The 20,397-nt window shown below is 65.5% G+C and carries 19 protein-coding genes; 11 read left to right on the top strand and 8 right to left on the bottom strand.

Features of this window, described 5'->3' with window-relative positions:
- On the top strand, positions 1–1,518 hold the full coding sequence (locus OCH7691_RS17430; RefSeq protein ID WP_085884858.1) for an AMP-binding protein: 1,518 nt from the start codon (positions 1–3) through the stop codon (positions 1,516–1,518).
- Between the two features lie 12 nt (positions 1,519–1,530).
- Here OCH7691_RS17430 and OCH7691_RS17425 read toward each other — a convergent pair whose 3' ends face one another.
- Positions 1,531–1,863: a PilZ domain-containing protein gene (locus OCH7691_RS17425; RefSeq protein WP_085884857.1), complete on the bottom strand. Its 333-nt coding sequence runs from the start codon at positions 1,861–1,863 to the stop codon at positions 1,531–1,533.
- A 168-nt stretch (positions 1,864–2,031) separates the two neighbouring features.
- Between OCH7691_RS17425 and OCH7691_RS17420 the strand changes: the two genes are divergently transcribed.
- The gene (locus OCH7691_RS17420; protein ID WP_085884856.1) at positions 2,032–2,769 is read left to right on the top strand and encodes an SDR family NAD(P)-dependent oxidoreductase; all 738 of its coding nucleotides are present in this window, start codon (positions 2,032–2,034) and stop codon (positions 2,767–2,769) included.
- Positions 2,770–2,813: 44 nt separating this feature from the next.
- On the opposite strand, the gene OCH7691_RS17415 is transcribed toward OCH7691_RS17420, so the two are convergent.
- Positions 2,814–3,917, bottom strand: a complete 1,104-nt coding sequence (locus tag OCH7691_RS17415) for a ferritin family protein (RefSeq protein ID WP_085884855.1) — start codon at positions 3,915–3,917, stop codon at positions 2,814–2,816.
- Between the two features lie 172 nt (positions 3,918–4,089).
- Positions 4,090–5,487, bottom strand: coding sequence for an aspartate aminotransferase family protein (locus OCH7691_RS17410; RefSeq protein WP_085884854.1), 1,398 nt, complete (start codon positions 5,485–5,487; stop codon positions 4,090–4,092).
- 134 nt (positions 5,488–5,621) lie between these two features.
- Between OCH7691_RS17410 and OCH7691_RS17405 the strand changes: the two genes are divergently transcribed.
- The gene (locus OCH7691_RS17405) at positions 5,622–6,551 is read left to right on the top strand and encodes an alpha/beta hydrolase (RefSeq protein ID WP_217808114.1); all 930 of its coding nucleotides are present in this window, start codon (positions 5,622–5,624) and stop codon (positions 6,549–6,551) included.
- 17 nt (positions 6,552–6,568) lie between these two features.
- On the opposite strand, the gene OCH7691_RS17400 is transcribed toward OCH7691_RS17405, so the two are convergent.
- From OCH7691_RS17400 to OCH7691_RS17385, 4 genes are all read right to left on the bottom strand, one after another.
- Positions 6,569–7,897, bottom strand: coding sequence for a branched-chain amino acid ABC transporter permease (locus OCH7691_RS17400; protein ID WP_085884852.1), 1,329 nt, complete (start codon positions 7,895–7,897; stop codon positions 6,569–6,571).
- A 7-nt stretch (positions 7,898–7,904) separates the two neighbouring features.
- A complete protein-coding gene (locus OCH7691_RS17395) occupies positions 7,905–8,804 on the bottom strand; it encodes a sterol desaturase family protein (protein WP_085884851.1) in 900 nt (299 codons plus the stop codon).
- Positions 8,805–8,809: 5 nt separating this feature from the next.
- Positions 8,810–9,115 (bottom strand): ferritin family protein, encoded by a 306-nt coding sequence (locus OCH7691_RS17390; RefSeq protein WP_085884850.1) that lies wholly within the window; start codon positions 9,113–9,115, stop codon positions 8,810–8,812.
- 99 nt (positions 9,116–9,214) lie between these two features.
- Positions 9,215–9,634, bottom strand: a complete 420-nt coding sequence (locus OCH7691_RS17385) for a hypothetical protein (RefSeq protein WP_085884849.1) — start codon at positions 9,632–9,634, stop codon at positions 9,215–9,217.
- A gap of 121 nt (positions 9,635–9,755) precedes the next feature.
- On the opposite strand from OCH7691_RS17385, the gene OCH7691_RS17380 reads away from it, so the two are divergent.
- Both OCH7691_RS17380 and OCH7691_RS17375 read left to right on the top strand, forming a co-directional pair.
- A complete protein-coding gene (locus OCH7691_RS17380; RefSeq protein ID WP_085884848.1) occupies positions 9,756–11,384 on the top strand; it encodes a 3-(methylthio)propionyl-CoA ligase in 1,629 nt (542 codons plus the stop codon).
- An 81-nt stretch (positions 11,385–11,465) separates the two neighbouring features.
- On the top strand, positions 11,466–12,482 hold the full coding sequence (locus OCH7691_RS17375) for an NADP-dependent oxidoreductase (protein ID WP_085884847.1): 1,017 nt from the start codon (positions 11,466–11,468) through the stop codon (positions 12,480–12,482).
- 36 nt (positions 12,483–12,518) lie between these two features.
- Here OCH7691_RS17375 and OCH7691_RS17370 read toward each other — a convergent pair whose 3' ends face one another.
- The gene (locus OCH7691_RS17370) at positions 12,519–13,427 is read right to left on the bottom strand and encodes an MBL fold metallo-hydrolase (protein WP_085884846.1); all 909 of its coding nucleotides are present in this window, start codon (positions 13,425–13,427) and stop codon (positions 12,519–12,521) included.
- Positions 13,428–13,660: 233 nt separating this feature from the next.
- Here OCH7691_RS17370 and OCH7691_RS17365 point away from each other — a divergent pair, with 233 nt between their 5' ends.
- The 6 genes from OCH7691_RS17365 (at position 13,661) to OCH7691_RS17340 (ending at position 20,366) form a co-directional block, all read left to right on the top strand.
- A complete protein-coding gene (locus OCH7691_RS17365; protein ID WP_085885151.1) occupies positions 13,661–14,554 on the top strand; it encodes a branched-chain amino acid ABC transporter permease in 894 nt (297 codons plus the stop codon).
- Between the two features lie 2 nt (positions 14,555–14,556).
- The gene (locus tag OCH7691_RS17360; RefSeq protein ID WP_085884845.1) at positions 14,557–15,633 is read left to right on the top strand and encodes a branched-chain amino acid ABC transporter permease; all 1,077 of its coding nucleotides are present in this window, start codon (positions 14,557–14,559) and stop codon (positions 15,631–15,633) included.
- Positions 15,630–16,388: an ABC transporter ATP-binding protein gene (locus OCH7691_RS17355; protein ID WP_085884844.1), complete on the top strand. Its 759-nt coding sequence runs from the start codon at positions 15,630–15,632 to the stop codon at positions 16,386–16,388. The genes OCH7691_RS17360 and OCH7691_RS17355 overlap by 4 nt, the downstream gene beginning before the upstream one ends.
- A gap of 2 nt (positions 16,389–16,390) precedes the next feature.
- The gene (locus OCH7691_RS17350) at positions 16,391–17,164 is read left to right on the top strand and encodes an ABC transporter ATP-binding protein (protein ID WP_085884843.1); all 774 of its coding nucleotides are present in this window, start codon (positions 16,391–16,393) and stop codon (positions 17,162–17,164) included.
- 79 nt (positions 17,165–17,243) lie between these two features.
- Complete coding sequence (locus OCH7691_RS17345) at positions 17,244–19,109, top strand: AMP-dependent synthetase/ligase (RefSeq protein WP_085884842.1); 1,866 nt, start codon at positions 17,244–17,246, stop codon at positions 19,107–19,109.
- 75 nt (positions 19,110–19,184) lie between these two features.
- On the top strand, positions 19,185–20,366 hold the full coding sequence (locus OCH7691_RS17340; protein WP_085884841.1) for an ABC transporter substrate-binding protein: 1,182 nt from the start codon (positions 19,185–19,187) through the stop codon (positions 20,364–20,366).
- Positions 20,367–20,397: the final 31 nt, after the last annotated feature.

The raw sequence follows: 20,397 nt of genomic DNA, 5'->3' as shown, positions 1-20,397 counted from the left end.
ATGAGCCTGCATCTCTGGATCGAGCGCTGGGCCGAGCATCGGCCCGGGGCGACGGCAATCGCCTTCGAGGACACCGACCTCAGCTACGCCATGCTGGCGGCCCGCATCCGCCGGCTTGCCGCCGCTCTCGACGCCGCCGGCATTGAAGCCGGCGATCGGGTCGCCCATCTCGGCAACAACAGGCCGGAAGCGATCGAACTGGTCTTCGCCTGTGCCCACCGGGGGGCGCTGCTGGTGCCACTGAACTGGCGGCTGACGCCGCACGAGCATGCCGCGATCCTCGCCGACAGCGCGCCGAAGCTCCTGTTCGCCGACGCCGCCTTCGCCGAACATGTCGCCGGGATCGGGACGCCGGCCGAGGCCGCAATCCGGGTCTGTCTCGACGGCCGCTCGTCGGGCATGACCGCCTACCAGGCGTTTCTGGAGGCTGCCCTCGATAACACCCCGCCCGCCCGGGGCGAACCGGCCGATCCGCTGCTGCTCGTCTACACCTCGGGCACGACAGGGCAGGCCAAGGGCGCGGTGCTGACCCAGGAGGCGGTCTTCTACAATGCCGTGAACGCGACCCATGCCCATGACCTGACGGCGGCCGATCACGTGCTGACCAACCTGCCGCTGTTCCATGTCGGCGGGCTCAACATCCAGACCCTGCCGGCGCTCCATGCCGGCGCGCGGGTGACCTTGCACCGGCGCTTCGATCCGGGGCTGGCGCTGCGGGACATCGCCCGGCTCCGGCCGACGCTGGTGCTGATGGTACCGGCGACGATGGCGGCGATGATCGGCCACGACGACTGGGCCACGACCGATCTCGGCTCGCTCCGACTGGCGATGGCCGGGTCATCGACCGTGCCGCTGGCGCTGATCGAGGCCTTTCACGCGCGCCGGGTCCCGGTCGGACAGGTCTACGGCTCGACCGAGACGGCGCCGGTGGCGATCTGTCTCCGGGCCGAGGATGCGATGGCCCATGCCGGGAGCTGCGGCAAGGCCGCGCTGCATTGCGAGATCCGCCTGGTCGACGACCGGGATCGCGACGTCGGCGTCGGCGAACGCGGTGAGATCCTCGTGCGCGGGCGGAACATCATGCGCAATTACTGGAACAATCCGGCGGCGACCGCCGAGGCCTTCCTGGACGGCTGGTACCGGACCGGGGATATCGGCCATCGCGATGCGGCGGGCTTCTGCTACATCGACGACCGGAAGAAGAACGTCATCATTTCCGGCGGCGAGAATATCTATCCGGCCGAACTCGAGCAGGTACTGGCGCGGATGGACGAGCTTGCCGAATACGCCGTGGTCGCCCGGCCGGATGCACGCTGGGGCGAGGTGCCCGTGGTCTATGCGGTCGCGAAGCCCGGCAGCACTATCGATGCGGCGACGATCCTCGGCCGGTTCGAGGGTGTGCTGGCCCGCTACAAGCATCCGCGCGCGGTCGAGTTCCGCGACAGCCTGCCGCGAAACGCGCTCGGCAAGGTCCAGCATTTCCGCCTGCGCGCCGCGGAGACCGCGGCCGCGGGCTGACGCGGTCGGGGGTCAGTTGCCGCTGAGTTCCAGCAAGGCGGAGAAGCAGCGCCCGTGGATATCGACGAAGCGCATGGCGACGCCGCCCTCGGCCGGAAAGCGGACCACCTGGGCGGTGAAATCGCCCGGGACGCCGAAGCCGATGCCCCGGATGATGCCGTCGACATTGTCGCTGATCGACAGGCCTTCCGGCCGATCGTCCAGGCGAAAGCCGCCGGCCGACCAGTCGGCGGTCCGGTAGGCGCGACCCTCTATGATGATCTTGAGGACCCGGTTCGAAACCCTGACATACTGCCGCCGGTCGTGACCCGGCATGTTGGCACGCTTCGGTCCGAACAGGCCCATTGCACCCGATCCCGTTGATGTAACCACTACGCGATGCCATCTCATGGCAGAGACGGCCTATCATCATCATTGGCAGGTCGTGAACTTTCCCTTAAGTCACAGGATGGTGCCGCGGACGCGGCACGAGATGGTGCCGCAGGGGCGGCACGAGCGCAGTGCGAGGGCACCATGACCGACAGCGGCAAGATTCTGATTCTGACCGGGGCCAGCCGGGGGATCGGCCATGCGACCGTCAAGCGTTTCAGCGCCGCGGGCTGGCGGGTCATCACGATCTCGCGCCAGGCGTTTTCCGAGGATTGTCCGTGGGTCGGCGGCGAGGACAACCACGTCAAGCTCGACCTCTCCGATATCGGCTCGATCCGGGAAGGCATCGCCGACATCAAGCGTCGGCTCGGCGGCGCGCCGGTCGACGCGCTGGTCAACAATGCCGGGATCTCGCCGAAAGGGCCGGATGGCGCCCGTCTCGACGCGATCCATACCGATATCGACACCTTCTATAAGGTCTACAACGTCAATCTGTTCGCGCCGGTCCTGCTCGCCCAGGGGCTGCTCGAGGAACTCAAGGCCGCCCGCGGTTCGATCGTCAACGTGACCTCGATCGCCGGCAGCCGCGTCCATCCCTTCGCCGGTACCGCCTACGCGACGTCGAAGGCGGCGCTTGCCGCGCTGACCCGGGAAATGGCGGCCGATCTCGGGCCGCACGGGATCCGCGTGAACGCCATCGCGCCGGGCGAGATCGACACCTCGATCCTGTCGCCAGGCACGGAGAAGCTGGTCGAGGACATCCCGCTTCGTCGCCTCGGCAAGCCGGAAGAGGTGGCCAGCGCGATCTATTTCCTCTGCTCGCCGACCGCGTCCTACGTCACCGGCACGGAAATTCACGCGAACGGCGGACAGCATGTCTGAACGCCGTCCGCGCTGAGCGGCCGGAGCGCCCGAAGCGGGCGATATCAGAAGACGGCGACGAATTCCTCGTTCGGATCGAAGGCGACGGTTTCGCCGTCGACGCCGATTTCCGGCAGGGCCGGGAATGCGATGCCGTAAGGCTCGATGACGCCCTTCATCTTGAGCACCGCCTCGCGCCAGTTCTCTTCCCGCTTCTCGACGCTGAGCACGCCGAGACCGGCTTCACGGGCCTTTTCCTCCAGGAGCCGGTGCGCCGGCCGGAAGATCGCCGGCAGTTCCCAGAACTCGCCTTCCGGCGGCTCGTAGAGGATGCCCGACAGGAAGACGAAGCCGGCGCGAAGCTGGCGCGTGATGGTCGACTTTTCCTCGTCCGTCAGCGCCGGCAGAAGCTTCTTCAGCACGAACATGCAGATCGCGCGATGACGGGCCTCGTCCTGGGCAATACGGCGGAAAGCCTCCTTGAAGACCGGGATCGTGGTCGCCTCGTGCATCGAGCTGAACAGCGTCGATGAGGCGACTTCGCCGAACAGGAAGGAGGTGAACAGGATCGGCAGCGGATAGCGGGAGACGGCCTTGTTGTAGCCGGTCCAGTAGCGCGCGCCGTTGTGGTAGTACCACTTGATGTTGTGGCGGGCGAGCTTGCCGAGCACGGTCCTGGGCTCGAAGTCGAGTGGCCCGTTCGGCACCATCGTCTGGATCGCCCGCTGGCAGACTTCCTCGTGATTATGCTCGTCGCGGGTGATCGCGAAGAAGCATTTCCGGATCGGCGCTTCCTCGTGCGTCTCGTAGGTGTGGATCATGGCGCGGGCGAAGACCGCCGGGCCCGAGGCGTCGAACACCGAAAGCAGGGCGAACCAGTAGGCGACCGCGTAGCGTTCGTCCCAGCTCATGCTGTCGACGTCGAGCGTGTCCCAGGGCAGGCGCTCGGGCGACCAGCCCGGATCGCGGGACTTCTCGTAAAGCTCTTCCAGTTTCGGCGTCTCGACCCGCCATTCCAGCGGGAAGATGTTGCCTTCGGGGAAGGCCGGCGGCTCCTCGCCGTTGAACAGCAGCTTCTCGGGATCGGGGGCCTCGTCGGTCAGGCCGGGCGGCAACGTGAAATCGGCCGCGAGGCTCTCCGCGAGACGGTCGCTCTTTGAACTTGCCATCGGTGCGCTCTCCCAAGCTGGACGGAACGCTGCGGCCATCGACTCCGCCTGGATCGATGTGACACAACATTCGACGTCAAATGCGAGGAAAGTGTATCACGTTCGCGGGAAAAAACAACGCCGGACGGAGCCCCGCCCGGCGTCGTTCCCAGTTGGCCCTACCGCAGGCGGGTCAGCGCAGGCCTTCCGCCTTGACCCAGGCCTCGGTCTTGTCGAGGGCCGCTTCCATGCGATCGAAGATCGCGTCGATCTGTTCTTCGGTGACGATCAGCGGCGGGCAGAGGGCGAGCGTATCGCCGCCCACGGCACGGCTGATCAGGCCTTCGCCCTGGGCCAGCTTGACCGCCGTCGGTCCGACCGCCTTCTTGCCGTCGAAGGAGGCATGGCTCGCCTTGTCGGCGACCAGCTCGATGCCGGCGATCAGGCCGACGCCGCGGGTTTCGCCGACCAGCGGGTGGTCGCCGAGCGCCTTGAGGCGCTGCTGGAAACGCGGCGCGACGGCCCGGACATGGCCCATGATGTCGCGCTCTTCCATCAGCTGCAGGGTGCGCAGGCCGACCGCCGCCGGGACCGGGTGGCCGGAATAGGTGAAGCCGTGCGCGAAGGCGCCCTGCTTGCGGCTTTCGTCGAGCATCGCCTGGTAGATGTCTTCGGAGACAAGCACCGCCGAGATCGGCAGATAGGCGGACGAGAGCTGCTTGGCGCAGGTCAGGATGTCCGGCTTGATGCCGAAGGTCTGGCTGCCCCAGAAGTTGCCGGTGCGCCCGAAGCCGCAGATCACCTCGTCGGCGATCATGAGGATGTCGTGACGCTTCAGGACGGCCTGGATCTTCTCGAAGTAGCCTTTCGGCGGGACGATCACGCCGCCGGCGCCCATCACCGGCTCGGCGATGAAGGCGGCGACCGTCTCCGGGCCTTCCTTCTGGATCATCGCCTCCAGTTCCTCGGCGCAGCGCGTCGCGAAGTCTTCCTCGCTCTCGCCGTCCTTGCCGAAGCGGTAGTGATGCGGGCAGGAGGTGTGCAGGATGCGGGCGATGGGCAGATCGAAGTCGGCGTGCAGCGGCGCCAGGCCGGTCAGGCTCGCCGCGGCGACGGTGACGCCGTGGTAGCCCTTGATGCGGCTGATGATCTTCTTCTTCTCCGGCCGGCCACGCGAGTTGTTGAAGTACCAGACCAGCTTGATCACGGTGTCGTTGGCTTCCGACCCGGAATTGGCGAAGAAGACATGCGAGAAGGGTACCGGCGCGACCGCCTTCAGTTTCTCGGCGAGATCGATCGCCGGATTGACCGACTTGTGGCCGAAGCCATGATAGGTCGGCAGCTTCCGCATCTGCGCGATCGCCGCCTCGATCAGTTCGTTCTCGTTGAAGCCGAAGGACGTGCACCAGAGACCGGCCAGCCCCTCGATATATTGCCGACCCTCGGAATCGAAGACATGGACGCCCTCGCCGCGCTCGATGATCAGCGGCCCGATTTCTTCGTGCAGCGCGAGATTGGTGTAGGGATGGATCAGGTTGTCGATGTCCCGCCGCGCCGGCGAGTTGGCAATGCTTGCTGCAACGTTGCTCATGCTTAATGTCCTGTGTGGAGGTTTGCCAGCACCTTAGACGGGCGACGATGGCTTGCCAACTGTGCGCCGTACACGGCAATGTTGCAGGCGCCGGGCATCGGGGCAGCGCCGGCCCTGGCGGCGGGAGCAGGGATGTGAGCGAAAGCCGGAGCTTCAGTTTCGCGGGCGAGGACGGGCTCGATATCCAGACCGTCGAATGGCCGCTCGACGCCCCGCGCGCGGTGGTCATCGTCGCCCACGGCATGGCCGAGCATGCCAGCCGCTACGAAGGGTTTGCCCGCGCGCTCAACGGTGCCGGTTACGCGGTCTACGCCCCGGACCATCGGGGGCACGGCCGTTCGGTCCCGAGCCGCGCCGATCTGGGCCATATGGCGGACGAGGACGGTTGGGCCAAGGCGGTGCGTGATCTCCGGACCCTGACCGGCATCGTCCGCGAACGCCTGCCCGCGCTGCCGGTCATGCTGTTCGGGCATTCCATGGGTTCGTTCATGGCGCAACGGCTGGCCATCGACGATGGCGAGGCCTATTCGGCGATCATGCTGTCGTCGACGAACGGGCCGCCGGGCGCAGTCGCACGCCTTGGCCGCCTCGTCGCCCGTGCCGAGCAGTTCCGCCTGGGCCGCCGGGCGCCCAGCCCGCTGATCCAGTCGCTCACCTTCGGCGCCTTCAACAAGCCTTTCGCGCCGGCGCGAACCGATTTCGACTGGCTGTCGCGGGACGAGGCCGAGGTCGATCTCTATGTCGCCGATCCGCTTTGCGGGTTCGACTGCTCGACCGCGACCTGGGTTTCGCTGCTCGATGCCCTGCCGGGCCTTGGCGAGCCCGAGGCGATCGCCCGGATGCCGAAGGACCTGCCGCTTTATGTCTTCGCCGGCACCGAGGACCCGGTCGGTGAACGCGGTCGCGGCGTGGCGCGCCTGCTCGCCGCCTACGAACGTGCCGGGCTGCGCCGGGTGACCTCCAAACTCTATCCGGACGCCCGGCACGAGTTGCTGCACGAGATCAACCGCGACGCGGTGATTGCCGACTTGATCGCCTGGCTGGACGGTCTCGGCGAAGGCTGACCGAGGCGCGCGATCCGTCAGCCGTTCGGGCCGACGACCGGGGGTCTCGGGCCGAGAAGGCCGTCGGGGCGGATCACGAGCGCCAGCGCGAGCAGCGCGAAGACCGCGACTTCCCTGTAGGCAATATCGAAATAGGCGGCCCAGCCGGTTTCCAGGAGGGCGACGAACAGTGCCCCGGCAATGGCCCCGGCCGGCGAGCCGAGGCCGCCCACGATCGCCGCGACCAGCGCCTTGAAGCCCAGCATCGTGCCACTGGCGAAACCGATCCCGCCGTAATGGACCAGGTGGATGAAGCCGGCGATCCCGGCCAGCGCAGAGGCGAGCGCGAAGCTCTGGCGGATCGTGGCGGCGGTATCGATTCCGCAGAGCGCCGCCATTCCCGGATCGTCCGATACGGCGCGATGGGCACGGCCGAAGGCGCTGCCGCGGAGACCGAGGAGAACCGCCGCGATCAGCCCGATGGCGACGCCGACGAGCAGAAGCTGGCGCGCCGTCACCGTGACATCGAAACTGCCGAGGCTGGCAATGCGCAAGCTGTCGCCATAGACCGATTGCACCCAATGCTCGTCCGCGCCGGTGACGATCCGCACCGCTTCCGGGATGGCGATGGCCAGGCCGATGGTGGCGATCAGGGGCGCCTGGCTCCGGCTTCGCGCCAGCGGGGCGAACACGGTGGCGTTGACGGCGATGCCGACATGGCCGCCGAACAGCCCCGCGGCGACGGCGGAAAGCAGCAGAACGACCGGAAGCACCAGCCCGGCGCCGTTGGCGAGCGTGATCGCGACGAAGGCGGTGAAGGCGCCCATCATGGCGAATTCGCCGAAGGCGAGGTTGAAGCGGCCGATGACCTGATGGATGAGCGCGTAGGCGAGTGCCAGCAGGGCGTAGACGGCCGCGAGCGACGAGGCATTGATGAGCTGCTGCGCGGCATAGGCGAGCTGCGCGCCGATGTCCATGCTGTCGCTTGCGACCGCGTCACCGCCCCGGAATGCGCCGAGCCAGAAGCGCTTCAGGAAATGCAGCGATATGTCGTCGAGCGCGCCATGCCGTTCGCTTTCGACCGCGGCCAGCACCAGCCGGTCGCGGTCGAACCCGGTGCCTTCGAAGCGGCAGCGCAGCCAGAAGAGCTGATCGCCGCCGGCAAGACGGTAGCGGATCTCGATGCTGCCCGCCGGACGCTCCAGGCTCGCCCGGGCGACGACCTGCGGCAATGCGCCGCTGTCCTCGATCGCCGGCAGCACGGCCTCGCAGAGATCGGCCTGCTGACTGTCGAAGCGCGGGCCGCAGCCGCCCAGGAGCGCGGCGATCGCGACGAATGCGGCGAGCGCGACGGGCCCGACGGTCAAGGCCGGTTCAGGACGGCGCCGAGGCCCTGTCCGCGATTGCCCGGGCGCGGATGGCCTCGGAAGTGAGGCGGGAGCCGTCGGGACTCCAGCCCGGCGGCCCGAACAGGTACCCGATCGCTTCCCGGAGTGACCGGCTGCCCTTCAGGTCGCGCGCGATTTCCCACCATTCGTGGAAGGCAATCCTGAGCGGATTGAAGCTGCCGATCTGCTTCACGATACCGTAGCGGCAGGGCAGAGCGTCATCCTCCTGCACGAAGGTGCCGAAGATCCGGTCCCAGATGATCAGGATCCCGGCATAGTTCCGGTCGAGATAGCGCGGGTTGGTCGCGTGATGGACGCGGTGATGGCTCGGCGTATTGAACAGCCATTCGATGGGCGCCGGCAGGCGCCGGACCGCCTCGGTATGGATCCAGAACTGATAGACGAGGCTGACACCCTTCTGGAAGACGATCAGCGCGGTCGGAAAGCCGAGCAGCGACAGCGGCAGCCAGACCACCCAGGAGAAACAGAGATTGCCGGTCCAGGTCTGCCGGAGCGCGGTCGAGAGATTGTAATGCTGGGAGGAATGGTGGTTCACATGGGCCGCCCACCAGAAGCGGTGCTCGTGACTGAACCGGTGGAACCAGTAATAGCAGAGATCCTCCAGGAAGAAGACCAGCACGAAGGCCCACCAGGCATAGCCGATGTCGAACAGCCGGTACTGGTAGAGCCACTCGGCCGCGACGATGTAGAGCACCCCGGTCAGCAGACCGGAGGAGAAGTTGCCGAGCCCCATCAGCAGGCTCGCCGCGGTGTCCCGAACCTCGTAATCGGCGCGGCGCCTGTCGAAATAGCCGAGCGCCGCCTCGATCAGGATCAGGACGACGAAGGCCGGAATGGCGAGCTCGACAACCTTGGGCAGGTCCATGGCAGCTAGTCGTGAAGCTCCGCTTCCTGGCCGGCGATGTCGCCGTCGGTGAAGAGGTAGTCCTTCATCTCCTTCTCGAAGTCCTTGTTGTTGCGGCGGATCCATTCCAGCACCATCGCGGCGTGCTCCATCTCCTCGCGCATGTTGTGCAGCAGGATGGCCTTCAGCGAGGCGTCATCGCAGTCGTCGGCCCGCTGGCGGTACCAGTCGACCGCCTCCAGCTCCTCCATCAGCGACACGATCGCGTGATGCATGGCAAGGGTTTCCTTGGAGAGGCGCTCGCGGGGGGCATGGAGATTTTCGCTCGACATGATGATTCCTGGTTCCGTTACGGTCCGAACAGCGGGCCGGTCATGGTGGCGGCCCGTTTCCAGAATGGCAACCGGCGTGCCGGGCCGCAATGCTTTCGATCAGCGACGGGCAACGAGACGCTCGCGCCAGCATTCGGCGGTTGCCCGGTCGGTGCAGGCCAGGACCTGCCAGGGTCGGGCGACATCGCGGAGGCGCAGTTCCAGCAGGGCGCTGCCCGATCGCTCGCGGACCACCGCGGCGCGAATGTCCTGCGCGGCCAGCGGGCGCAGGTTCGTCCGGTCGCCATGGGCATAGGCCAGCCACACCTGTCCTGCGCCGTCCTGCGCCAGCGCGGCGCGCTCGTCCTGTCCGATCAGAAGGTGAACGATGTCCGGCGGCGGGTCTTCCGCGGCGAGCAAGGCACGAACCGCGGCCTCATCGAGGCGTGCCGTGCGGCGCCCGCCAAGCATCCAGATGATCGCGATGACAAGGGCAACCGACGCGGCCGCGACCGGCAGCAGAATCTCGATCGGCAGCATGACGCGACGTCAACCCCCCCAGCGCCCCACAATGTCGTGCAAAGCGATTGCCTTTCGCGGCCCGAATCTGAATATATGCTCATACCACATACAACAAGTTTTCGGCTCCCGGGGGGATGCAATGCTCGGATTGATACAAGACCGGCCGCTACTCATTCATTCGTTGATCGACTTCGCGGCTGAGTTCCACGGCGACGTCGAGATCGTCTCGCGGACGGTCGAGGGCCCGATACACCGCTGCACCTATCGGGACCTGGCGAGCCGCTCCAAGCGGGTTGCCAGGATGCTCGATCGGCTCGGCGTCGCGCTCGGCGACCGGATCGGCACACTGGCCTGGAACGGCTATCGCCACATGGAGCTCTATTTCGGAGTCTCCGGCATGGGTGCGGTGCTGCACACCCTCAATCCGCGGCTGTTTCCCGAGCAGATCACCTACATCGCGAATCATGCCGAGGACAAATACATCTTCTTCGATCTGACCTTCGCGCCGCTGATCGAGGCGCTCGCCGACCATCTGCCGAACGTGAAGGGCTTCGTCGCGATGACCGACGCCGCCCACATGCCGGACATCAAGGTCGACCGCCTGCATTGCTACGAGACCCTGCTCGAAGCGGAGACCGACGATTACGAATGGCCGAGCTTCGACGAGCGGACGGCCTCATCGCTCTGCTACACCTCCGGCACGACCGGCAATCCGAAGGGCGTGCTCTATTCCCATCGCTCGACGGTCCTGCACAGCTGGGCGGTCTGCACCATGGACGGGCTTGCCCTGTCGAGCCACGACGTCGTGCTGCCAGTGGTGCCGATGTTCCACGCCAATGCCTGGGGCCTGCCCTACGCGGCGGCGATGTGCGGCGCCAAGATGGTGATGCCGGGCGCCCGGCTCGACGGTGAATCGGTTTACGAGCTGCTCGAGACCGAGAATGTCACGCTCTCGGCCGGTGTGCCGACGGTCTGGCTGATGCTGCTTGGCCACGTGAAGGCGAAGGGCCTGAAATTCTCGACCATGAACCGCACCGTCATCGGCGGCTCGGCGGCGCCGCGCTCGATGATCGAGACCTTCCAGCGCGACTACGGCGTCGACGTTATCCATGCCTGGGGCATGACCGAGATGAGCCCGCTCGGCACGACCGGCAATCTGCGCGCCAAGCATGCCGCGCTGCCCTTCGACAAGCAGATCGACGTTCGCGTCAAGCAGGGCCGGGCGATCTTCGGCGTCGATCTCAAGATCGTCGACGACGACGGCAAGGAACTGCCGCACGACGGCAAGGCGTTCGGCCATCTGCTGGTCCGCGGCCCGTGGATCACCAACGGCTACTTCAAGGGCGAGGGCGGGAAGATCCTCGACGATGAGGACTTCTTCGACACCGGCGACGTCGCGACCCTCGATCCCGATGGCTACATGCAGATCACCGACCGTTCCAAGGACGTGATCAAGTCGGGCGGCGAATGGATCTCGTCGATCGATGTCGAGAACGAGGCGGTCGGCTGCCCCGGCATCGCCGAGGCCGCGGTGATCGCCGTTCCCCATCCGAAATGGGCCGAGCGGCCGCTGATGATCGCGGTCCGCAAGCCCGACGCCGATGTGACCAAGGAGGCCGTGCTCGACCATCTGACGCGGCATATCGCCAAGTGGCAGCTGCCGGACGACATCGTCTTCGTCGACGAGTTGCCGCATACGGCGACCGGCAAGCTGCTCAAGACCAAGCTGCGGGAGCAGTTCAAGGACTACAAGCTGCCGACCGCCTGACGCCTGCGTGAATGCCATCGGCCGGCGGCGGTCTTCCTGTCCGTCGCCGGCGCCGGTGCCGACCCGCGAAAAGGGGAATCCATGACCGCCCACGCCAATCGCCAGCTCAAGCTCGCGGCGCGCCCGTTCGGGCTGCCGAAGGACAGCGATTTCGAGATCGTTGCCGGTGAGGTCGGGGAACCCGGCGAGGGAGAGGTGCTTGTCCGGGTGATTTATCTGTCGCTCGACCCGGCGATGCGCGGCTGGATGAACGAGGGCAAGTCCTATGTCCGGCCGGTCCGGATCGGCGAGGTGATGCGCGCCCTCGGACTGGGCCAGGTAGTCGCTTCCGGCGATGCCAGGTTCGCCGTCGGCGATTATGTGGTCGGCCTGACGGGGGTACAGGAGATGGCGCTCCTGCAGGCCAAGGATCTGACGCCGGCGATACCCAAGGCAGCGCCGCTGCCGAGTTTCCTCGGCGGTCTCGGAATGCCGGGACTGACGGCCTATTTCGGGCTTCTCGATATCTGCGCGCCGAAGCCCGGCGAGACGGTGGTGATCTCCGGCGCCGCCGGCGCGGTCGGCGGGGTGGTCGGCCAGATCGCCAAGCTGAAGGGCTGCCGGGCAGTCGGGATCGCCGGCGGCGCCGAGAAATGCGCGTATGTCCGTGACGAACTCGGCTTCGATGCCTGCATCGACTACAAGGCGGGCGATCTCAACGCCGGACTGAAGGAACATTGCCCGGACGGCATCGACTGCTATTTCGACAATGTCGGCGGCGAGACGCTGGACACCGTTCTCCGGCGTATCAACGTCTTCGCGCGGATCGCCTTCTGTGGTGCGATCTCGATCTACAATGCGACGGAGCCGCCGGCGGGACCGAAGAACTATCTCTCGCTGCTCGCCAACCGGGCCAAGGTCCAGGGTTTCATCGTCTTCGATTTCCAGGACCGTTATCCGCAGGCGATACAGGACCTCGCCGGCTGGTACGCCGAAGGCAAGCTGAAATTCCGCGAACATGTCGTCGAGGGTCGCCTCGACGATTTCCGCGATACGCTGGTGATGCTCTTCGAGGGCCGCAATTTCGGCAAGCTCGTCCTGCAGATCGGCCAGCCCTGATTTCCCGGCCCTGAAAGACCCGCTTCGCCCCGGGCGTCAGGGCAGGCGATAGGTCGCGGTTTCGCTCGCCCTTCCGCTTTCCGGGCGCTCGGCCAGGACCAGCCCGCGCTCCGTCATGTCGATGAGATGGGCCAGCATCGAGCGCGCCGCCGCCGGGTGCAGGATTGCCGGCGTGTCGCGGTAATTGACACGGACCATGTCCATGATCGTCTGCGGGCCCTCCTTCAGGCGCGCGAGAATCTGCGCTTCCCGGCCCTTGCGATGCCGGATAAGGCCGGCGACATGGTGGCGGGGATCGTCGATCGGCGCGCCGTGGGTCGGGTAATAGCGATGCTCCTCCCGCGGCAACAGCTTTTCCAGGCTGGCCATGTAGTCGGCCATGTCGCCATCGGGCGGTGAGACGATCGAGGTCGACCAGCCCATGACGTGATCGCCGGAAAAGAGCGCCGCCTCCTCGCGCAGCGCGAAACAGAGGTGGTTCGACAGATGGCCCGGCGTGTGGACCGCCTCGACCGTCCAGCCGGCGCCCGCGATCACGTCGCCGTCGCCGGTCGTGTGAACCGGGCGGAAGTCGGTATCGCCGCCTTCCTCGATCTTGACGTCCGAGCGGCCGGCCGCATGGGGGCCGAAGCCGTAGGTCGGCGCCCCGGTCGCGGCGGCGACCGCCGCGGCGGCCGGCGAATGGTCGCGGTGGGTATGGGTGACGAGGATATGGCTGATGTCCTCGCCACGGAGCGCGTGGAGGAGCGCGTCGACATGCTCCGCGATGTCCGGGCCCGGGTCGACGATGGCAACCTTGCCGTGGCCGATGATGTAGGTGCCGGTGCCGTGAAAGGTGAAGGGGCCGGGATTGCGGGCGATCACGCGCCGGATCAGCGGGCTGACGGTTTCCGCCGTGGCATAGTCGAACTCGAGCTCGCGGTTGAACACCAGATCCTGCGTCATGATGGTTTGCGTCGCTCCCGTTGCGGCTGAAAAAGCGGTCGACATCTTAGGGGGAAGCGGGCGCTCTGGACAGGTCCGGATAATCCGCGCCGGTTGCCGTTGCGGCAACGTTGACCAAGCTCGAGAGGCCACCCTAGAGTTTAGGGACGCCGACGATGTTCCCGGATACGGGGACGGGGCAAGCGGGCCGGAGAATCCGCGATCGGGGCAGTACAGGTGCCGGGGAGGTTGATCTGTTTGATCTTGTTCAGTTCGCCATCAACGGGATGTCGATCGGCTGCATCTACGGCTTGGTGGCCCTCGGTTTCGTCCTGATCTACAAGGCGACCGAAGTCGTCAATTTCGCCCAGGGCGACCTGATGATGGTCGGCGCCTTCCTGGCCTTCACCATCATCTCGCTCTGGGGCCTGCCTTACTGGGTCGCCTTCCTGCTGGCCCCTGCCGGGATGTTCCTGATCGGCGGCACGCTCGACCGTTTCGTGCTTCGCCCGGTCCTCGGCCAGCCGCAGTTCGCGATCGTGATGGTGACCATCGGCCTCGGATTCGTGCTGCGGAGCGTTGCCGGCATGGTGCCGGGATGGGGCACCGAGACCTATGCGATCGAGACGCCGTTTTCCAAGGAAGGACTGGCCCTGATTCCCGAATCGGTGGGCAAGCTGGTGATTTCGGAACAGGATCTCTCGGTCATCGTCGCGACCGCCGCGCTCTGCCTGCTGCTCTATCTCTTCTTCCGTCATACCCGGATCGGCGTCGCCATGCAGGCGGCCTCGCAGAACCAGCTCGCCGCCTATTACATGGGCGTCCCGGTGAAGCTCGTCTTCTCGATGATCTGGGGGATCAGCGCCGCCGTCGCCGGGATCGCCGGGATCTTGCTGGCGCCCACAACGCTGATCGACACCAACATGGGCTTTCTCGCGCTCAAGGCCTTCCCGGCCGCGGTACTTGGCGGCTTTGGCTCGATCCCCGGGGCGGTGGTCGGCGGCCTGATCATCGGCATCATCGAATCCTTCGCGGGTTTCTACGCGCCGCCGGGGGTCAAGGACGTCGCCGCCTATGTCGTGCTGCTGCTGGTGCTGATGCTGCGGCCGCAGGGCCTGTTCGGCGAAAAAACCCGGAAGAAGGTCTGACGATGCGTTTCATTTTCAAGACCGACTATCATCAGGATATCCGGCTGGCGCCGCATTCGGGCCATGTCTTCTGGTACGGCCTGTTGCTGGCGCTGGTGATCGCCGCGCCGTTCGCCCTCGATGAGTATTATGTCGGGCAGCTTACCCAGGTCGGCATCATGGCGATCGCGGGCGTCGGCCTGATGGTACTGACCGGTTACACCGGCCTGGTGAGCCTTGGCCATGCCGCCTTCTTCGGCGTCGGCGCCTACGCGGAGGCGGTGCTGCTCGGGCTCGGCGTGCCCTTCTTCGTCACCATGCCGGCGGCGGCGGTGAGCGCCGCGGCGGTGGGCATCATCGTCGGGATCCCGGCACTGAGGCTCGCCGGCATCTACCTGGCGATCGCCACCTTCGCCTTCGCCCTGATCGTGGAAGAGATCATGGGGCGCTGGGAATCGGTGACCAACGGCTATACCGGGCTCCTGGTCCCCTCCATCGACATCGGCGATTTCAGCCTTTCCAGCGGATTGCCCTTCTATTTCCTGACGATGGCCATCCTGGTCCTGGTGATCCTGCTGGTTCTCAACCTGCTGCGCGCACCGACCGGGCGCGCCATGGTGGCGATTCGCGACAGCGAGATCTCGGCCCAAAGCATGGGCGTGAACCTGGCGGTGGTGAAGACGACGGCCTTCGCGGTCAGCGCCGGGATCACCGGCCTGGCAGGCGCGCTGTTCGCCCACAAGCTCGGTTTCCTGTCGCCGGAAAGCTTCACGATCCTGCAGTCGATCGAGCTTTTGGTGCTGGTCATCGTGGGGGGCATCGGCTCGCTGCACGGGGCGGTTTTCGGCGCGATCTTCGTGCTCGCCCTGCCGCAGGCGCTCGCCATCATGAAGGATCACCTGCCGCCGGCGATCGGTGAGCAGCCGGGGTTCGAGCCGCTGATCTTCGGCCTGATCCTGATCTTCTTCATCCTGTTCGAACCGTTCGGGATCTACGGCCGCTGGCTCAAGGTCAAACTCTATTTCCAGCTTTTCCCGCTCTACAAGAAGGCGACCTTCAAGCGGCAGAAGTCCTACATGAAGTCGGAGCGACTGCGGTGACGTTCTTTCGCGTGGAGAACCTGGCGATCCATTTCGGCGGCGTGAAGGCGGTCGACGGCGTTACCTTCGAGATCGCCAGGGGCGAGGTCTTCACGATCATCGGTCCGAACGGCGCCGGCAAGACGACGATCTTCAACCTGATCAGCCGGATCTACGATTCGACCGAGGGCACGATCACCTTCCGCGACCAGGACATCACGCGCGCCGCACCGCACCGGATCGCCGGCCTGGGTATCGCCCGGACCTTCCAGAATATCGAGCTCTTCGAAACCGCGACGGTTCTCCAGAACCTGCTGATCGGCCGGCATGCGCACAGCCGATCGAATGTCTTCAGCGAGGCGCTGTTCCTGCCGTCGGTACGGCGCGCCGAGTTCGCGCACCGGGAGAAGGTCGAGGAGGTCATCGATTTCCTGAACCTGGCCCATTATCGCGACCAGATGATCATGAACCTCCCCTACGGGGTCCGTAAGGTGGTCGAGCTTGCCCGCGCGCTCTGTACCGAGCCCGAGCTGCTGCTGCTCGATGAACCGTCGTCCGGCCTCAATGTCGAGGAGACCCAGGACGTCTCGTTCTGGATCGAGGACATCAAGAAGGATCTCGGCATCACCGTGCTCATGGTCGAGCACGACATGGGCCTGGTGAACGAGGTCTCCGACCGAGTGCTGGTGCTCAACTACGGCCGCGTCCTTGCCGAGGGCAGCCCGCAGGACGTGCAGCGCGATCCGGAAGTGATCCGCGCCTATCTGGGAGGCTGACGATGGCGGAGCCGCTGCTCAAGGTCAGCAACATCGAAACCTACTACGGGCCGATCATGGCGATCCGCGGGATCAGCCTGGAGGTCCGCGAGGGCTCGATCGTCACCGTGCTCGGCGGCAACGGGGCCGGCAAAACGACCATCCTGAAGACGATCTGTGGCGTCATGGATCCGCAGAAGGGCAGCGTCAGCTTTCTCGGCGGCGATATCACGAGGCACGATCCGGACTGGGTCGTCCGCCAGGGAATCAGCCATGTTCCGGAAGGGCGCGAGGTCTTCCCGTTCCTGAGCGTCTACGAGAACCTGATGATGGGTGCCTATACCCGCACGGACCGGGACGCCGTCGCCGCCGATATCGAGCTCTGCTACGACTATTTCCCGGTGCTCAAGGAACGGAAGGAGCAGCCGGCCGGCCAGCTTTCCGGCGGCGAGCAGCAGATGCTGGCGATCAGCCGGGCGCTTATGGCGCGGCCGAAACTGATGCTGCTGGACGAACCGAGCCTGGGCCTGAGCCCGCGCCTGGTGAAGGAAATCTTCGAGATCATCACCCGGCTCAACCGCGAACAGGGCACGACCATGCTGCTGGTCGAGCAGAATGCAAGCATCGCCCTCAATACCGGCGATTTCGGCTATGTGCTCGAGGTCGGGCGAATCGTCATGGAAGACACCTGCGCACGGCTGCGCGAGAAGGAGGATATCCGCGAATTCTATCTCGGCATCAAGGACGAGGGGATTCGCGGAAAGCGGCGCTGGAAGAAGCGCAAGACATGGCGTTGATGCGCGGCATCGCGTTCTGAAGCTGGGCCGGCGTGCGCGCCGGGAAGGGAAACGCCCGCGAGGGCAGGAGGCGTCGACGATGAGTCGTCTTGAGGGTGCCGGGACAGGTGCAGTCACCTATCCGCCGACCGTGATCGACGGTTGCGATACGGTCCCGAAGCTTTTCCATCAGCGTGTCGTCCGGCTCGGTGACAAGATCGCCATGCGCGAGAAGAAATTCGGCATCTGGCGCAGCATCACCTGGCGCGAGTATGGCGAACACGTGAAGCATGTCAGCCTCGGCCTGGTCTCGCTCGGCTTCGCGCCCGGCGACGTCACCTCTGTGATGAGCGAGAACAACCCGGAATGGCTCTATTGCGATCTCGGCACCCTGTGTGCGGGCGGGGTGACCAACGGCGTCTACACCACCGATTCGGCGAAACAGGTCGCCTATCTCTGTCGGGATTCCGGCACCCGCTATTTCTTCGCCGAGAACGAGGAGTTCCTCGACAAGATCCTCGAAGCCCGCGACCAGATCCCGAGCCTCGAGAAGATCATCGTCTTCGACATGGAAGGGCTGCGCGACCTCGATGACCCGATGGTTATCAGTTTCGACGACCTGCTCGAGCGCGGCCGGGCCTACGCGGCGGACCATCCCGAGGTCTGGGAGCAGCGGCGCGACGTCGCCCGGCCGGACGATCTCGCGATCCTGATCTACACATCCGGTACCACCGGCCCGCCGAAGGGGGCGATGATCAGCCATCGCAACCTGCTGTTCCAGATGGCCGCGCTCACCGAGATCATCGAATTCGGCGAGACCGACCAGCAGCTTTCCTTCCTGCCGCTCTGCCATATCGCGGAACGGAACTTCACGATCTTCGGGCCGATTTACGCCTGTTCGACGGTGAATTTCGCCGAGGATCTCGACACCGTGCCGGAGAATGTCAGGGAGGTACAGCCGACGGTGTTCTTCGCCGTGCCGCGGATCTGGGAGAAATTCTACTCCTCGATCACGCTGCGCATGCATGACGCGACCGCGTTCGGCCGCTGGGCCTACCGCGTGGCGATCGGTATCGGGCAGGAAATGGCCGCGCACCGGATCGACGGGACCCGCCCGCCGGCGTTGCTGCGGGCGAGGTTCTGGCTCGCCGACCAGCTCGTGCTGCGCAACGTGAAGCGCATGCTGGGCCTCGACCGGACCCATTATCTCGGCACCGGCGCCGCGCCGATCTCGCCGGACCTGATCCGCTGGTACCTGTCGCTCGGCCTCGACATGTACGAGGTCTATGGCCAGACCGAGAATACCGGGCTCGCGACGACCAACTTCGCCGGCAACATGAAGCTCGGCACCGTAGGCAAGGCGGCGCCCGGCACCGAGGTCCGGCTGTCGCCCGAAGGCGAGATCCTGCTGAGGGGGCCGCATGTCTTTCTCGGCTACCTGAACCAGCCGGAAAAGACCGCCGAGACGGTCGTCGACGGCTGGCTCCATACCGGGGATGTCGGCGCGATCGACAACGAGGGCTACGTGAAGATCACCGACCGGATGAAGGACATCATCATCACGGCGGGCGGAAAGAACATCACGCCCTCGGAAATCGAGAACCAGCTGAAGTTCAGCCCCTACGTGTCCGACGCGGTGGTCATCGGCGACAAGCGGAAATTCCTGAGCTGCCTGGTGATGATCGACCAGGAGAATGTCGAGAAATACGCCCAGGACAACGATATCCCGTTCACGAATTTCGCCAGCCTCTGCAATGCGCCTGCAGTCATCGAACTGATCGGGCAGGAAATTGAACGGGTGAACGGGAACTTCGCGCAAGTCGAGAAAATCAAGAAGTTCCGCTTGATCGAACAACAACTTACGGCGGAAGATGATGAACTGACGCCGACAATGAAGCTCAAGCGCAAGTTCGTGAACGAGAAGTACAGGGAATTGATCGAATCGATGTATCGGGAAGCGGCCTGATGGCTGTTTCGACAGGTCCGCGCGGTCGCGGCAATACGGAAAGCGACTTGGATTGATCCAGGGGAGGAACAGGAAATGACGTTCAGGAAACTACTCGGCGCCGGCCTCGCAGCAGGCTCGCTGCTTGCCTTCGCCGCCGGCGCGGCGAATGCCGACCAGGGCATTTCCGACGACGAGATCGTCGTCGGTAGCCACCAGCCGCTTTCCGGCCCGGTCGCGATCTGGGGCGTTTCGGTTGCCAACGGCCTGCGCATGCGGGCGGACGAGGCGAACGAGGCGGGCGGGGTCAATGGCCGCAAGATCAATCTCATCGTCGAGGATACGGCTTATCAGCAAAGCAAGGCGGCGCAGGCCACCGACAAGCTGCTGAAACGTGACAAGGTGTTCGCCCTGATCGGCGCGCTCGGCACCCCAATGAACATGGTCTCGATGCCGCAGGCCCTCGACCGGGGCGTGCCGAACCTCTTCCCGCTGACCGCGGCGAAGGAGATGTACGAGCCGTTCCACCCGCTCAAGTTCTCGCTGTTCACGCCCTATTACGACCAGATGCGGGCGGCGGTGAAATGGTTCGTCGAGGACAAGGGCAAGAAACGCATCGGCGTGCTGTCGCAGGACGACGATTTCGGCAAGAACGTGCTCGACGGCTGCAAGGACCAGGCCGAGGAGATGGGCCTGAAACTTGTCGCCGAGACCACTTTCAAGCGGGGCGCGAAGGACTTCTCCTCGCAGATCGCGCTGCTCAAGGAGGCTGATGCCGATCTCGTCTGCCTCGGCACGATCATTTCCGAGACCATCGGCGCCAAGGTCGCGGCGCTCAAGAGCGGCTGGAACGTCGACATGCTGGTTTCCTCGGCCGGCTTCACGCCGCAAACCGCGGAACTCGCCAAGGGCGCGACCGACGGCCTCTACGGCACCAGTCAGACGCCGATCCCCTATTACGATACGGCGTCGCCGGAAACCAAGGCGTGGATGGATTCCTACAAGGCGCGGTTCGGCAAGGATGCCGACCTCCAGGCCATCGCCGGCTATTCCGGCATGGATGTCTTCGTCGAGGCGGCGACCAAGGCCGGCCGTGACCTGACGGCGGAGAAGCTTGCCAAGGAGATCGAGAAGATCGAGCGCGGGGTCGACATGTTCGGCAGCTCGCCGATCAAGTTCGGCGCCGACGACCATCTCGGCCCGGAGGCGCGGTCATCGGCGACGATGTACCAGATCAAGGACAGCCGCTGGGTTGCGGTGGGACCGGTCGCTTACTGATCCGGGACTTGGCCTGACGACAAAAGCCCGG

Origin of the sequence: Oceanibacterium hippocampi (assembly GCF_900172325.1) — a bacterium.
Classification (GTDB): domain Bacteria; phylum Pseudomonadota; class Alphaproteobacteria; order Sneathiellales; family Sneathiellaceae; genus Oceanibacterium; species Oceanibacterium hippocampi.
This window is presented reverse-complemented; position numbering and strand designations above follow the sequence as displayed.